The 14,562-nt window shown below is 71.8% G+C and carries 14 protein-coding genes; 6 read left to right on the plus strand and 8 right to left on the minus strand.

All coding sequences use genetic code 11. The features are described 5' to 3' along the window. The first annotated feature begins 3 nt into the window (after positions 1–3). The 3 genes from greA (at position 4) to V3T34_RS10810 (ending at position 2,095) form a co-directional block, all read left to right on the plus strand. A complete protein-coding gene (gene greA / locus V3T34_RS10800; RefSeq protein ID WP_060849552.1) occupies positions 4–465 on the plus strand; it encodes a transcription elongation factor GreA in 462 nt (153 codons plus the stop codon). Between the two features lie 677 nt (positions 466–1,142). Then, a complete protein-coding gene (locus tag V3T34_RS10805; protein ID WP_305076722.1) occupies positions 1,143–1,637 on the plus strand; it encodes a YciE/YciF ferroxidase family protein in 495 nt (164 codons plus the stop codon). Positions 1,638–1,681: 44 nt separating this feature from the next. Beyond that, positions 1,682–2,095 carry a VOC family protein gene (locus V3T34_RS10810; RefSeq protein ID WP_091888260.1) on the plus strand — a complete coding sequence of 138 codons (414 nt, stop codon included), beginning with the start codon at positions 1,682–1,684 and terminating at the stop codon, positions 2,093–2,095. A 10-nt stretch (positions 2,096–2,105) separates the two neighbouring features. Here the strand turns inward: V3T34_RS10810 and V3T34_RS10815 are convergent, their stop codons facing one another. The 6 genes from V3T34_RS10815 to V3T34_RS10840 form a co-directional block, all read right to left on the minus strand. After that, a complete protein-coding gene (locus V3T34_RS10815) occupies positions 2,106–3,095 on the minus strand; it encodes a glucokinase (RefSeq protein WP_060848595.1) in 990 nt (329 codons plus the stop codon). Positions 3,096–3,161: 66 nt separating this feature from the next. After that, positions 3,162–4,112 (minus strand): 3-hydroxyacyl-CoA dehydrogenase family protein, encoded by a 951-nt coding sequence (locus V3T34_RS10820; protein WP_060848596.1) that lies wholly within the window; start codon positions 4,110–4,112, stop codon positions 3,162–3,164. Between the two features lie 258 nt (positions 4,113–4,370). Further along, positions 4,371–5,519, minus strand: coding sequence for an NADH:flavin oxidoreductase/NADH oxidase (locus V3T34_RS10825; RefSeq protein WP_305076721.1), 1,149 nt, complete (start codon positions 5,517–5,519; stop codon positions 4,371–4,373). A gap of 8 nt (positions 5,520–5,527) precedes the next feature. Continuing rightward, positions 5,528–6,556 carry a cyclase family protein gene (locus V3T34_RS10830; RefSeq protein WP_305076720.1) on the minus strand — a complete coding sequence of 343 codons (1,029 nt, stop codon included), beginning with the start codon at positions 6,554–6,556 and terminating at the stop codon, positions 5,528–5,530. A 61-nt stretch (positions 6,557–6,617) separates the two neighbouring features. Beyond that, entirely contained in the window at positions 6,618–7,880 is a 1,263-nt protein-coding gene (locus V3T34_RS10835) for an ABC transporter substrate-binding protein (RefSeq protein ID WP_407942690.1), read from the minus strand. A gap of 138 nt (positions 7,881–8,018) precedes the next feature. Then, positions 8,019–8,705 (minus strand): histidine phosphatase family protein, encoded by a 687-nt coding sequence (locus tag V3T34_RS10840; protein ID WP_060848599.1) that lies wholly within the window; start codon positions 8,703–8,705, stop codon positions 8,019–8,021. Positions 8,706–8,835: 130 nt separating this feature from the next. On the opposite strand from V3T34_RS10840, the gene V3T34_RS10845 reads away from it, so the two are divergent. Together V3T34_RS10845 and V3T34_RS10850 are read left to right on the plus strand one after the other, a co-directional pair. Continuing rightward, the gene (locus tag V3T34_RS10845; RefSeq protein WP_305076719.1) at positions 8,836–9,261 is read left to right on the plus strand and encodes a PaaI family thioesterase; all 426 of its coding nucleotides are present in this window, start codon (positions 8,836–8,838) and stop codon (positions 9,259–9,261) included. A 104-nt stretch (positions 9,262–9,365) separates the two neighbouring features. Continuing rightward, the gene (locus V3T34_RS10850; protein ID WP_305076718.1) at positions 9,366–10,817 is read left to right on the plus strand and encodes an MFS transporter; all 1,452 of its coding nucleotides are present in this window, start codon (positions 9,366–9,368) and stop codon (positions 10,815–10,817) included. Positions 10,818–10,820: 3 nt separating this feature from the next. Here the strand turns inward: V3T34_RS10850 and V3T34_RS10855 are convergent, their stop codons facing one another. Next, a complete protein-coding gene (locus tag V3T34_RS10855; RefSeq protein ID WP_091888272.1) occupies positions 10,821–11,894 on the minus strand; it encodes an NAD(P)H-dependent flavin oxidoreductase in 1,074 nt (357 codons plus the stop codon). A 369-nt stretch (positions 11,895–12,263) separates the two neighbouring features. On the opposite strand from V3T34_RS10855, the gene V3T34_RS10860 reads away from it, so the two are divergent. Next, complete coding sequence (locus V3T34_RS10860) at positions 12,264–13,778, plus strand: DEAD/DEAH box helicase (RefSeq protein WP_305076717.1); 1,515 nt, start codon at positions 12,264–12,266, stop codon at positions 13,776–13,778. A 78-nt stretch (positions 13,779–13,856) separates the two neighbouring features. On the opposite strand, the gene V3T34_RS10865 is transcribed toward V3T34_RS10860, so the two are convergent. Continuing rightward, positions 13,857–14,501, minus strand: coding sequence for an SIMPL domain-containing protein (locus tag V3T34_RS10865; protein WP_305076716.1), 645 nt, complete (start codon positions 14,499–14,501; stop codon positions 13,857–13,859). Positions 14,502–14,562: the final 61 nt, after the last annotated feature.

Consider the following 14,562-nt stretch of genomic DNA (forward strand, 5'->3'; position numbering starts at 1 on the left):
TTCATGAGCATCGCCTTCGTTCGCGAGAAGGAGGGCGGGGAAGCCTTCGAGGACCTCCCCGACCGTCCCGTCTCCCCGCACCCCAACTTCGTCACGCCGGAGGGCCTCGCCTTCATCGACGCGGAGCTCGACCGGCTGCATACCGAGCATGCCGGCCTGTCGCCCGACGACAAGGCGAACATGGCGCGGGTGAACCGCGACCTGCGCTACTGGACCGCCCGGCGCAACTCGGCCCAGGTGGTCGAGCAGCCTCCCGGCGACACCGTGCATTTCGGATCGACCGTCACCATCGCCCGCGACGACGACGACGAGCAGACCTTCCGCATCGTCGGCGAGGACGAGGCCGATCCGGCCAAGGGCAGCATCGCCTACGTGGCGCCGCTCGCCCGCGCGCTCACCGGCAAGCAGGCCGGCGACACCGTCACGCTCGCCGAGCATGAGATCGAGATCATCGCGGTGCGCTGAGTGCGCACCTTGGGGCGGTAAATTGTCAGGCCCGACCTCGCGGTGGTCGACGAGGTTGGGCCTTTTTTGTGATGTCATGGGCCAGCTAGCGGACTTATAGAAGTGTCGTCTCGCATGGCCTGTTCGACAAGTGCGCCTGCTCTCACGAGCGCTTTTCATCCCATCGACAACTTAGTGCACCTCACAAAACTCCCGCCGCAACGTCGCTGCCACAGCAAGCCGAGGCGGTGATCGGGGGTTTTTTGAGAGACACTTAATCCCGAGGTATCGGACCATCGACGCCTGCCGGATTACAGCAAGAGCCCTTGTCCCACCCTCGACCTCATCCTGAGGTGTCAGTCCATCAGAGATGGACTGACCTCGAAGGAGGGCTCCAAGGATCACACCGCCTGCTGGAGGTCTCCTTCGAGGTCAGTCGATTTTCAATCGACCGACACCTCAGGATGAGGTTGCGTGTTGGAGATAAGATCGTCCATCAACGTATTGGATTCGTTGAATCGGCTTTCGACCCGTCGAAGACGGGCTGACCTTGGAGGAATCCTCCATCCGTCATGAAAGCTCCTGGATTCTTTCTTCGAGTGCCCGCCAGGGCCGACGGCGGGGTCGTCGCATGCCGGAACGAAGCCGGACGACGGGGCGTTGCCGGGGGCACTTCAGTACCCCACGGGAGCATACGCATGGCCGACGACAAGACCCTTCGGGCGCTCTTCCTGCACCAGCTCAAGGACACCTACTTCGCCGAGAACGCGATCCTGAAGGCCTTGCCGAAGATGGCCCAGGCCGCTCGCTCCGACGCCCTGCGCGGGGCCTTCGGCGTCCACCTGGAGGAGACCCGCGAGCAGGTGAAGCGCCTCGACCAGGTGTTTCGGATCGTCGGCGAGAAGCCCGAGGGCGTCACCTGCCAGGCGATCCAGGGGATCCTCGCCGAGGGCGAGGAGGTGATGCGGGACTTCGCCGGCGGGGAGGCCCTCGACGCCGGGCTGATCGCCGCCGCGCAGGCGGTCGAGCATTACGAGATCGCCCGCTACGGGACGCTGCTCGCCTGGGCGCGCCAGCTGGAATTCGGCGAGGCCGAGGAGCTGATCAAGGAGACGCTGATCGAGGAGGAGAATACCGACGAGTTGCTGTCGGAACTCGCCGAGGACGCGGTCAACCCGGCCGCGGCGGCGTAACCGCAGGGGCCGTCCGGGCGTTGGTCCGACGTGAGGTGCCAGCCATGCCGCCGATCGCCGGGATCCTCGAGACAGTCCTCTACGTCGACGACCTCGCGCGAGCGGCCGCGTTCTGGGGCGGGCCGATGGGCCTGCCGTGCCTGTACGAGGACCACCGGATGCGGGCCTACGACGTCGCCGGGCGCGGCGTCCTGCTGCTGTTTCCCCGCGGCGGCTCGCTCCGCCCGGTCGCGACCCCCGGCGGCACCATCCCGCCGCATGACGGGGCGGGCCCGCTCCATCTCGCCCTGTCGATCCCGGCCGACGCGCTCGACGCCTGGGAGCGGCACCTCGGGGTGCACGGCATCGCGATCGAGGGCCGCACCACCTGGCCGCGGGGCGGCACCAGCCTCTACTTCCGCGATCCCGACGGCCACCTCGTGGAGCTGGCGACGCCGGGCTTGTGGAACGGGTACTGAGCGGCCCCGCTCACGCCACCCAGTGCTGCCCGTCATAGGCGAACCGGTCGGGCTGGCAGGCGAGCGCCGCGAGGCCGGTGAGCGCCGGGTCGGCGATGGTGATGACGCAGGTCGGGATCTGCGTCATGCGGTCGGAGAAGGGCGGCTTGTGCTCGAAGGCGCGGCGGAACGTGCCGTCGTTCAGGACGTCGAGGATGCGGGGCGCGATGCCGCCGCCGATATAGACCCCGCCGGTGGCCAGGAAGGTGAGGGCGAGGTCGCCGCAGAGCCGCCCGAGCAGCTTGGAAAACACCTGCAGGGTGCGCCGCGCCGCCGGGTCCTCGCCCGACATGCCCCGCTCGGTGATGTCCTTCGGATCGGCCTCGCCGCCGCCGAGGCCGGCATGCAGCCGGGTCAGCCCGGGTCCGGAGAGCAGAGACTCGACGGTGATCCGTCCCTCGATCCGGGCGAGGTTCGGCCAGAACGCGGCCTCGTCGGCGTCGCTCGGCCCGAAATCGATGTGCCCGGCCTCGGTCGAGACGATGGCGAGCTGCTTGCCGTAGGGTACGAGCGCGGCGGCACCGAACCCGGTCCCGGGGCCGAGGACGAGGCGCGCGCCCCCGTCGGGGCACAGCGTCGGGCCGATCTGCTCGAGGATCGAGCTGTCGCGCCCGGCCGGGTCGAGGGCGGCGGCGCCGGCCGCCACCGGGACGTAGTCGTTGACGACCCGGCAGCTCTTCAGGCCGAAATCGCGGCCGATCCGCTCGCCCTCGATCACCCAGTGGGCGTTGGTGAGGTGGACCGACGGCCCGTCGACCCGGGCGGCCACCGCCAGGATCGCCGAGCGGGGCGGGGCGACGTCGCTCTTCGCGAGCGCCGCCCGGATCGCCGCGCTCGGATCGGGATAGGCGGCGGTCTTCTCGTGGGCGAGCACCACCGGCTCGGCCCCGGGCGTCTCCTGCACGGCGAAGCGCGCGTTGGTGCCACCGATGTCGCCGAACAGGACCGGGAACTCGAACATGGGCCGCCGCTTCTCTCCGCCTCAGGGCTACCCGTTATAGCGCCGCGGCGGCTCCGGTCGACCGGTTCACTCGCCTTCCATCCGGCCGACATCCTTCATGGCCCGCTTCAGCGCGAGCAGGCGCCGGTCGCGGTCGCGGAACAGCTCGGCCGGGTCGCGTCCGCCCCAGTCGAAGAAGCCTTTTCCCGCCATCACGCCGGTGCGCCCCTGCGCGACGAGATCGTCGACCGCCTCCGAGCGGGTGCGGGCCGGAGGCGGGCTGTAGCTCGCATTGGCGAGCGCGTGGCGCAGCAGCTCGATGCCGGTGAAGTCCGCCTTGGCGAGGTGGCCGAGGATCGGGATGCGCAGCGCTAGGCCGTGGATGATCGCGTCGTCGATCTCGCGGGCGGACGCCACGCCCTCGTCGAGCAGGTGGTAGACCTCGGCCGAGATCGCCGACTGGATCCGGTTGGCGACGTAGCCCGGGATGAAGCGCTTGAGCACGATCGGCACCTGGCCGAGGCCGAGCACCAGCTGGCGCGCCTCCTCGATCACCGCCGGATCGGTCCGCGGGCCCGGCACCACGTCGACGAGATCGACGATGTAGGGCGGGGTGTACCAGTGCATCACGAGCGCCCGCGCCTGCCGGGCCTCCGGAATCAGCGGGAAGACGTCGAGGTAGCTGGTGTTGCTGGCGATCCGGGTCTCGGGCGCGCACAGCCGGTCGAGCTCGGCGAACAGGGTGCGCTTGGCCTCCGGGTTCTCGGTGATCGCCTCGATGACGAGGCTCGCCCCCGCCACGGTCGCGGCGAGGTCCGGTTCGAGCCGGATGGCCTGCGCCGCCCGCTCCGGCGTCCAGTCGGCGGAAACCGCGCCGGCCTCCCGCAGGGTGTCGAGGGCCGAGGCGATCAGGCCCGGCACCCGCTCCAGGGTCTCGGGCCGGCTGTCCGTCAACCGCACCCGGTGCCCGCCGAGCGCCAGCACCAGGGCGATGCCGTGCCCCATCAGTCCGGCGCCAACGACCGCGATCTCGCTCATGATGTCCTCCCGTTTCGATTGATTGTCATCGTTGCGAGCCGTCCGCGACCGGCGTTCATCCGCGGCTGCCGGCTCGTCCCACCCGCACCCTCATCCTGAGGTTCCGGCGCTCGCCGATCGCAGACGTGAGAGGAGCCTCGAAGGAGGGCTCCAGGAAGCGCGCCGACATCTGGCGCCCTCCGTCGAGGTTCGGTCCATGTTTAATGGGCCGACACCTCAGGACGAGGGTGTGGATGGGAGGGGCCGGGGTGCTGAGGCTCACGCCCGCCACGGTCCCAGCCGGGCGATGTCCTTCTCCCGCCGCTCCAGCCACCAGCCGGCCTGCTGCGGCCACGCCTCGAAGCCGGGCTCCTGCGTCCCGTCGAGGACCCGGCTCGCCCGGACCGCCCAGTTCGGGTCGGCCAGCGCCTCGCGGCCGACCGCCACGAGGTCGGCGCGGCCCTCGGCCACGATGGCGTCGGCCTGGCGCGGATCGACGATCAGGCCGACCGCCATGGTGGCGAGCCCCGTCTCCCGCTTCACCGCCTCGGCGAAGCCGACCTGGAAGCCGTAGTCGCGCCGGATCCGCGCGGCGGTGGCGGAGCCGGCGAGCCCGCCCGACGAGCAATCGAGCACGTCGACCCCCAGCGCCCGCAACTCGCCCGCGAAGGCCAGCGTGTCGTCCAGGGTGAGGCCGCCCTCGAGCCCGTCGACCGCCGAGACCCGCACGAAGAGCGGCTTGCCCGCAGGCCAGGCCTCCCGCAGCGCCCGGGCGACGCGCAGGGGAAACCGCATCCGCCCGGTCCGGTCGCCCCCGAACGCGTCCTCGCGCCGGTTGGTCAGCGGCGACAGGAAGGTGTGCAGCAGGTAGCCGTGGGCGGCATGGAGCTCGATCACGTCGAACCCCGCCGCCTCCGCCCGCCGGGCCGCCGCGACGAAGGCTTCGGTCAGGGCGTCGAGGTCGTCGCCCGAGAGCTCGGCCGGCATCAGCCAGCCCTCGTCGAGGGGGACCGCGCTCGGTGCCACGATCGGCCAGGGCGCCTCGCCGCGGGCGATCTCCTCGGCCGAGAGCGGGCCGTTGCCCTCCCAGGGCCGCTGCATGCTGGCCTTGCGGCCGGCATGCGCCAGCTGCACCCCGGCGGCCGCGCCATGGGCCTTGAGGAAGGCCGCGATCCGGGCGAGCGCGGCGCCGTGCGCGTCCGACCAGATCCCGAGATCGCCGTGGGTGATGCGGCCTTCCGGCACCACCGCGGTCGCCTCCAGGATCACCAGCCCGGCGCCCCCGAGGGCGAGGCGGCCGTAATGGACGAGGTGGTAGTCGCCCGCCATCCCGCCGGCCGCCGAGTACTGGCACATCGGCGGGATCACGACGCGGTTGCGCAGGGCGACGTCGCGGAGGGAAACGGGAGTGAAGAGCGGCGCGGTCATGATCGGGCTCACACGGTGGCGATCGGCGTCGTCGGCGAGCCGACCGCGCCGGGCAGCCGCAGGGGCGGCGCCGTCAGGAGGAAGCGGTGGCGCCCGTTGGCCCGCAGCCAGTTCGCCAGCGGGGTCAGGTGCCACAATTCGCCGAGATTGACCCCGAGGCGGAACAGGCAGTGCTCGTGGAGGGGGAGGGTGGCGCAGCACCCCTCCGCCGGCATCGCCGGATGGACCTCGACCGCGTAGTTGTCGGCGATGAGGGCGGCGAGACCCGAATCGGTGATCCAGTTGAGGAGCTTGCGGTCGCGCCCGTCGAGGCCGGCGCAGAGGTCGTGGACGATCGCCGGGTCCGGGTTGCGGTTCATGCCGAGCAGTCGCTCGGCGAAGCCGGTATGCAGGCAGACCATGTCGCCCGGCTCGACCGTCACCCCGTCGGCGTCGAGGATGCGGCGAAGCTGCTCGTAGCCCACCGCCACCCGGGCCTCGCCGAGATGGGCATGAAGGTCGATCATCACGCCGCGGCCCTGCATGCCGCGCTCGGCCAGCCGCTCGATGCCGAGCGCCCGGGCACGGGAGGGGGCGCCGGCCTCCTCCGGCGTGGCGGGGCCGGTGATGTCGGTCCCGGCCCGGAAGCCGTTGTAGTAGACCGGGCGCGGGGTGCCGTCGCCCTCGGCGTCGAACAGCGAGCCGACATGGGCGAGGCTGTCCCACTGCGTCGAATATTGCAGGTGGAGCACCGCGAGGTCGTCGCTGATCACGTCGGTGGCGTCGGGCACCTCCTCGCAGACCGGGAAATTCATGTTGGGGCGGCCGCTCGCCCGCACGGTCGGCCGGATCTGCGGCGGGTGGCGCCGGGGGTTGAGCACGTTGCCGCCCGGATAGTCGAGGGGCAGGCTGAGGCAGAAGGTCAGGCCCTCCCGCACCTCGGCGGCGCCCTGGCGCACCTTCTCGGGTGTCAGGAGGTTGAGCCGGCCGAGCTCGTCGTCGGGGCCGAAATCGCCCCAGGTCGAGCCCTCCGGCCGGCGGCGCCAGCGCAGGGTCATGGTCGGGACCTCCCTTCAGGGGCAACAGGACGGCGCGCCGGTCCGCGGCGCGCGTCCGCCGTCACTTCTTCACCAGCGGGCAGCGCGAGGCCGCGAGCGGCTGGAACGCCTTGTCGCCCGGCACGGTCGCGACCAGCCTGTAGAGGTCCCACGGCCCCTTCGATTCCTCGGGCTTCTTGACCTCGAACAGGTACATGTCGTGGACCATGCGGCCGTCCTCGCGGATGCGGCCGCCGCGGGCGTAGAAGTCGTCGACCGGCGTATCGCGCATCGCCTGCATCACCGGCCCGGTCTCGTCGGTGCCGGCCTTCCGCACCGCCTTCAGGTAGTGCATCACCGTCGAGTAGACGCCGGCCTGGGACATGTTCGGCATCTTGCCGACCCGCTCGAAATAACGCTTCGACCACGCCCGGGTCTCGTCGTCGAGGTCCCAGTAGAAGCCTTCCGTGAGCAGCATCCCCTGCGTCGCCTTGAGGCCGAGGCTGTGGACGTCGCTGATGTAGACGAGGAGCCCGGCGAGCTTCTGGCCGCCTTGCGTCAGGCCGAACTCCGCCGCCTGCTTGATCGCATTGGTGGTGTCGGCCCCCGCATTGGCGAGCCCCACCACCTTGGCGCCGGAGCCTTGTGCCTGGAGCAGGAAGGACGAGAAGTCGGCCGTGTTGAGCGGCACCCGCACGGAGCCGCGCACGGAGCCGCCCTGGGCCTTCACCACCGCGCTCGCGTCGCGCTCGAGATCCTGGCCGAAGGCGTAGTCGGCGGTGACGAAGAACCAGGAATCGCCGCCGGCCTTGACGGTGGCCTGCGCGGTGGAATTCGCCAGCGCGTAGGTGTCGTAGGCCCAGTGCACCGAGACCGGCGAGCACGCCTCGTTGGTGAGCCGCACCGCGCCGGGACCGTTGAACACGATCACCTTGTTCTTGGCCCTGGCGATGTCGGCGGCGGCGAGCGCGGTGGCGGAGGCCGCCACGTCGAGAATCGCGTCGACCCCGCCGGTGTCGAACCAGGCCCGGGCGGTGGTCGCCGCGATGTCGGGCTTGTTCTGGTGGTCGGCGACCACGACCTCGACGGGAGCGCCCAGCACCGTGCCGCCGAAATCCTCCACCGCCATGCGGGCGGCGGCCGCGCTGCCTGGCCCGGTCACGTCGGCATAGGGCCCCGACATGTCGAGCAGGAAGCCGAGGCGCACCACCCCGTCGGAGATCTGCTGGGAGACTGTTGGAGCCGGCGCCGTCTGCGCACGCGCCACCCCCTGCCAAGCCATGCTCTGCAGAGCATTGATCGGCATCGCGGCGACGAGCGTCGCCGCCATAAGCGTTGTCCTCACCCGGTCCGTCCTTCGTCGAAGACGTTCGTTCGTGCGGTACGCCGTCGAGGGCGCCCGGGTGCATGGTCCGGACAAGCGCCCCCGGTTGTCAACTGCGAGCCGAGCGGGTCGGCCCGGGAAAATCGGTATGGCGGCGCCTCACGCCGCCGGTCCGGTCCCTTCCGCCGATCCGAGCCAGGGCTGGGCGTTGACCATCCCGACGCGCCAGCCGGCGCCGTCCGGGCCGTCGTAATGGTCGAGGAGGGTGAGCGAGCAGTTCTCGATCGCGAAGGCGAGGCCACCCTGGGGCGGCAGGTTCAGGGCGAGCGCGATCGCGGCCCGGATCGTGCCGCCATGGGCCACCGCCACGATGTCGCGCCCGCTATGCTCGGCGGTGAGCTCGGCGATGGCGCCGCCGACCCGGGCGGAGAGGTCCGAGAAGCTTTCGCCGCCGGGCGGGCATTCCTCGGCGGGGGCGAACCAGTAGCTCGCCGCGAGGGGCTGGCGGTCGGCGAAGAACCGCACCCGGTCCTGGCCCTGCCAGGCGCCGAGGTTCTGCTCGGCCAGGGCTGGAAGCGCGGTGAGCCGCGGGCCGCTGCCGTCCACCGTGAAGTCGCCCGCCTGCCACAACGCCTCGGCGGTCTGCCGGGTGCGGCCGAGATGGCTCGCGACCCAGACTGCGCCGCGGGGCAGGACCGGGGCGAGGGCGGAGAAGACGTGGGCGTCGCTGCAATCGCAGGCGATGTCGGCGCCGCCGTAGATGCGGCCGCCGTCGCCCCGGACGGGGGCGTGGCGCACCCACCACCAGCGGGTACGGACGAAGGAGGAGGGGGGAGAAGCGCTCATGCCCCCACTCTTAGCACCGCCCCCCGGCACCGCCAGACCGACTTCGGACGGCGGCACGCCGAAATGCCGGCCCGAATTGCCAGGCCGGCGAACTCTGCCCATACGGGCCTGGAGTTAGCGGGAGCGGACGATGGACGAGGCGGAGCACGGCACGGACGACGGCACCATCTACGGGGCGACGATCCCGTTCGCGCGGCACTGCGGCATCGAGGCCCTGGAGGTGGTGGAGGGGCGCACCCGCCTGCGCCTGGCGCTCGGGCCGCAGCACGGCAACAACCTCGGCATCGCCCATGGCGGCATCCTCTGCACGCTGCTCGACATCGCCATGGGCACGGTGGCGCGCCTCACCGCCGGCCGTCCGGTGGTGACCCTCGACATGCAGACCCGCTTCCTGTCCCCCGGCCACGGCGTGCTGCTGGCGGAGGGCCGGGTGGCGCGGGCCGGCCAGTCGATCCTGTTCTGCGACGCGGAGATCCGCGACGAGGCCGGACGAGTGGTCGCGACCTCGACCGGGGTGTTCAAGCCGGTCGGCGTGAAGGAACACGCCAAGGCGTAGAGCGGGCTTTCGGGCGGGTCGCCGAGGTTTCTGATCGGTTTCGGGTTCCCCTGGCGGCCTCGGGGGCCATCTCCGTTCCGGCACGGTCAGAGCGAAGGGCCCCGATGACGCACCCCACCGCCACCCGCCCCGCCGTCGGCGGCGTGATCGAGACCGACGTCTCGGCCCGGCTCGACCGGCTGCCCTGGGGCCGGTTCCACACGCTGGTGGTGCTGGCGCTCGGCATCACCTGGGTGCTCGACGGGCTCGAGGTGACGCTGGCGGGCGCGCTCGCCGGCGCGCTCAAGGCGAGCCCGACGCTCCAGTTCTCCAACGCCGAGATCGGGCTCGCGACCTCGAGCTACCTCGCCGGCGCGGTGCTCGGCGCCGTCGGCTTCGGCTGGCTCACCGACCGGCTCGGGCGGAAAAAGCTCTTCTTCATCACGCTGGCGGTCTACCTCGCGGCCACCGCCGCCACCGGCCTGTCCTGGAACCTGTGGAGCTTCTGCCTCTTCCGCTTCCTCACCGGCGCGGGCATCGGCGGCGAGTACACGGCGATCAACTCGACCATCCAGGAGCTGATCCCGGCCCGGGCCCGGGGCTGGACTGATCTCGTCATCAACGGCAGCTTCTGGCTCGGCGCGGTGCTCGGGGCCGGCACCTCGCTCGTCGTGCTCGATCCCGCCCTGTTCGGGCCGGATACGGGCTGGCGCGTCGCCTTCGGGCTCGGCGCCTTCCTCGGGCTCGTGATCCTCTTTCTGCGCACCTGGATCCCCGAGAGCCCGCGCTGGCTGATGACGCATGGCCGCCACGAGGAGGCCGAGGCCCTGGTCGCCGGGATCGAGGCGCGCTTCCGCGCCGAGGGCCACACCCTCACCGAAGGCCCGTTCCCGAAGGCGCGGCTGCGCCAGCGCAGCCACACGCCGCTCGCCGAGGTGCTTGCCGCCCTCAAGGCCTACCGGCAGCGGGCCTGGGTCGGCCTCGCGCTGATGTCGGCGCAGGCGTTCTTCTACAACGCGATCTTCTTCACCTACGCGCTGATCCTGATCGACTTCTACAAAGTGCCGGCGGACGGGGTCGGCTGGTACATCCTGCCCTTCGCCGCCGGCAACTTCTTCGGTCCGGTGCTGCTCGGGCGGCTGTTCGACACGCTCGGCCGCAAACCCATGATCGCCGCGACCTACGGGATGTCGGGGGTGCTGCTGGCGTTGAGCGGGTGGGCGTTCCAGCAGGAGATCGTCACCGCGACGACCCTGACCGTGTGCTGGATGGCGGTGTTCTTCTTCGCCTCGGCGGCGGCGAGCTCGGCCTACCTCACGGTGAGCGAGGTGTTTCCGCTCGAGATCCGGGCGCTCGCCATCGCGCTGTTCTACGCGGTCGGCACCTCGGTCGGAGCGGCGGGGCCGGCCCTGTTCGGGGTGCTGATCGAGGGGCATTCGCGCAACGCCATCTTCGGCGGCTACCTGCTGGCCTCGGTGCTGATGATCGCGGCCGGGATCGTCGCGGGGATCTGGGGCGTGGCGGCGGAGCGGAAATCGCTGGAGGATGTGGCGAAGCCGCTGGCGGCGGAGGAGTGAGACTCAGCCCAACGTCTCCTCCACCCCTCTCCAGATTCCGCCCAACACCTCGCCCGCCGACACCGCTTGCGCCAGCCCCGCCGCCTGCCCGGCCCAGGCCTGCATGCGGGCAAGGTCGCCCGTCTTCGCCGCCGCCTCGCGCATCGCCTGCGTCAGACCGCGCTGGACGGGGTAGGGGGCGGGCGCCGGGGCATCCGGCGCCGCGGCGGCCGCGACGTACTCGGTCGCGAGGCTGCGGCCGGCGCGGCCGCTGAAGGCGCGCGTCAGCCGCGTATCCTCGGGACGGGCCCGGCCGAGAGCGTCGGCCCAAGGGGCGGAAATCCCGGCCTCGGGGCAGCGCAGGAATCCGGTGCCGGCCTGCACGGCGCTGGCGCCGAGCAGCAGGGCCGCCGCCGCCCCACGGGCATCGGCGATGCCGCCGGTGGCGATCACCGGAATCCGCACAGCGTCGACCACCGCCGGCAGCAGCGCCATCAGGCCGATTGCGGCCAGTTCGGCCTTCGCCGGATCGAAGCTGCCGCGGTGTCCGCCGGCCTCGGCGCCCTGCGCCACCACCGCGTCGGCGCCGGCCGCCTCGGCGGCCAGCGCCTCCGCCACCGTCGTGACGGTGGCCCACCAGGCGATGCCGCTCGCCTTGAACCGCGCGACGATATCCGGCGGGTAGAGCCCCATGATGGAGGAGACGATCCGGGGCCGGGCTTCGATCACCGCCTCGCACTGGGCGAAGAAGTCCGGCGGCGTCGCGTCGCCCGCCTTCGGCGCCACGGCGGGACCGAAGCCGCCCAGGAATGTCCGCAGGCGCGCCTCGTGCCCGGGGTCGCGGACGGGGGCGGGATCGGGGATCCACAGGTTGATCTGGAACGGGCCGGCCGCCCGCACCGCCTCGGCCCAGGCCAGGATCGCGGCGGGCTGCATCAGCAGCGCCCCGCAGGCTCCGAGCCCGCCCGCCCGCATCACCGCCACCGAGAGCGCCGGCGGGCAGGCCCCGGCCATCGGCGCGAGCAGCAGCGGCCGGCGCAGGCCGTAGCTCTGCGCGAAGGCCTCGGCGCGGGCGAGTGCGGGATGACGAGGCGTCACGAATGGGCTCCGGGCTGGCGCACCCGGCGGATGCCCGGCCGCAGCATCGATCCCAGGGGGCCGGGGCGCAAGCCGCGCGCCGGGTGCAGGGGAGGCCGTCCCATGCTGCACCGCGCCCGGCGATTGACTTCGCACCCGCACAACGCCATATGGCGGATTGCAGCGTCAGCGGCCGATCGTGGCCCGCTCGAGAGGGCTGCGTGACGGATTTCGCCGCGGCACCTGCGCGGCAGGCCCGGCCCTCTCTTAATCGCTCGTCCCTTGGATCGCTCCATCACGCGGGCGGTCTCCTGACATCGGATCGCGATGAAGGCCGTGCGTTGCGCGCGCCTTGCGGCGATCCCGCTGCCAAAATTCAAGAAGATTCCCTTGACCCAGTTCACCGATTTCGGCCTCGCGGCGCCGATCCTGAAGGCGCTTGCCCAGGCCGGTTACGTCACGCCGACCCCGATCCAGGCCCAGGCGATCCCGCCGGCGATGCAGGGCAAGGACCTGTGCGGCATCGCGCAGACCGGCACCGGCAAGACCGCCTCCTTCGCGCTGCCGATCCTGCACCGTCTTGCCAGCGAGAGCCCGTCGAAGCCCGCGCCGCGCCGCAGCTGCCGCGTGCTGGTGCTCGCGCCCACCCGTGAGCTCGCCAGCCAGATCGCCGACAGCTTCAAGGAATACGGCCAGTTCCTGAAGCTCACCACCACGGTGGTGTTCGGCGGCGTCACCATCGGCCGCCAGGAGCGGGTGCTGGCGAACGGCGTCGACGTGCTGGTCGCCACCCCGGGCCGGCTCCTCGACCTGATCGACCGCCGCTCGCTGACTCTCGACGGCGTCGAGTTCCTCGTCCTCGACGAGGCCGACCAGATGCTCGACCTCGGCTTCATCCACGCCCTCAAGCGGATCGTGAAGCTGCTGCCGGCCCAGCGCCAGAGCCTGTTCTTCTCGGCCACCATGCCGAAGAACATCGCCGGCCTCGCCGACCAGTACCTGAAGAACCCGGTCCAGGTCGCGGTGACCCCGGTCGCCACCACCGCCGAGCGGGTCGACCAGAAGGTCGTCTTCGTGCCGACCGGCTCGAAGCAGTCGCTGCTCGCCACCATCCTGCGCGACCAGTCGATCGACCGGGTGCTGGTCTTCACCCGCACCAAGCACGGCGCCGACCGCGTGGTGCGGGGCCTCGAGCGCGACGGCATCGGCTCGGCGGCGATCCACGGCAACAAGTCGCAGCCGCAGCGCGAGCGGGCGCTCGCCGCCTTCCGGGCGGGCACCTGCCGGGTGCTGGTGGCGACCGACATCGCCGCCCGCGGCATCGACGTCGACGGCGTGTCCCACGTCGTCAACTTCGACCTGCCGAACGTGCCGGAGGCCTACGTCCACCGCATCGGCCGCACCGCGCGCGCCGGCAAGGACGGTCTGGCCATCTCGTTCTGCAACGACGAGGAGAAGGCCTACCTGCGCGACATCGAGCGCCTGACCCGCCAGAAGGTGCCGGTGATGGCGATCCCCGAGGGCTTCGTGCCCCCGAGCCGCGAGGAAGCCGCCCAGGCCGTGGCCGAGGCCGAGCGCGACCGGCGCCAGCCCGGCTCGGGCCCGCGCGGCCAGCGTCCCGGCGGCGGCCGCCAGGGCCAGCAGCCCGGTGGGCGCCAGGGCCAGCCGGCCGGCCGTCAGGGCCAGCCGCGCCACGGCGCCGGCCGTCCGCAGGAGCACCGCGAGCCCCGCGCCAACGACGGCCGCGGCGGCCAGGAGGGTCGTCAGGGCCGGGCGCAGGGCCAGGGCCAGGGCCGTCCCCAGGGTGGCCAGCGCACCGACGGCAACCGCCAGCAGCGTCCGGCGGGTGGCGGCGGCAACCGTGACGGCCGCGCGATCGGCTGGCTCGACCGCGCCCCGCGCTGAACGGCCTGATCCGCACTGAAAGTTGAGACGCCCGCGCTCCGGACAGGAGCGCGGGCGTCTTTCGTTTCGGGCGCTGCGTCAGCGTGGCGCGATCCGCCAGCGGATCGTCACGGCGGCGGAGAAGGTGACAACCGCCGGCGGGATGATCCGGGCGACGCGGGGGCGTGGCATGTCGGCATAGCCGTCCGGCGGCGAGGCCTCGCCGTCGGTGATCTCGGTGATCTCCACCAGCTTCAGCTCCGCGGCCTCGGCATAGATGCGCGCCTGCTCGCGGGCATCGAGCACGGCGGCACGCCGTGCCTCGTTCAGGGCCTGCCGCTCCGAGGCGACCGCGTCGGTGATCTTGCGGACCTCGACGACTCCGCTCGCCGCCAGCCGGTTGACCGCCTCGTCGACGGTTCCGACGGATGGCACGGTCAGGGTCATCTCCGTGATGGCGGTGAACGGCTGATTCGGCGGCTTCGGATTCGGGTTGTCAGCCATGCGGTACGGCTCGGATTCCCGGTTCAGGCGAAAAACGCTCGTCTCGACCGTCATGCCGGCGGTCTCGAGCGATTTGAGAATCTCCTGGACGCGCCGGGTGGGATCACCATGGGCGTCCACCGCGCCGTCGAGCGTCTTTCCCCTGGTGACGATGGCGACGTCGACCCGCGCGAGATTCGGCTTGGTGGCGAACGGGTCCGTCCCGCGGACGCGGAGGACGCTGCCGCGACGCGGCACCATGATGACATGGCGTCAGGCTCTCCGGCCTCTCGGCGTTGTCGTCAGTCCATTCGGCCCCATC

Source organism: Methylobacterium ajmalii, from assembly GCF_036448855.1.
GTDB lineage: Bacteria > Pseudomonadota > Alphaproteobacteria > Rhizobiales > Beijerinckiaceae > Methylobacterium > Methylobacterium ajmalii.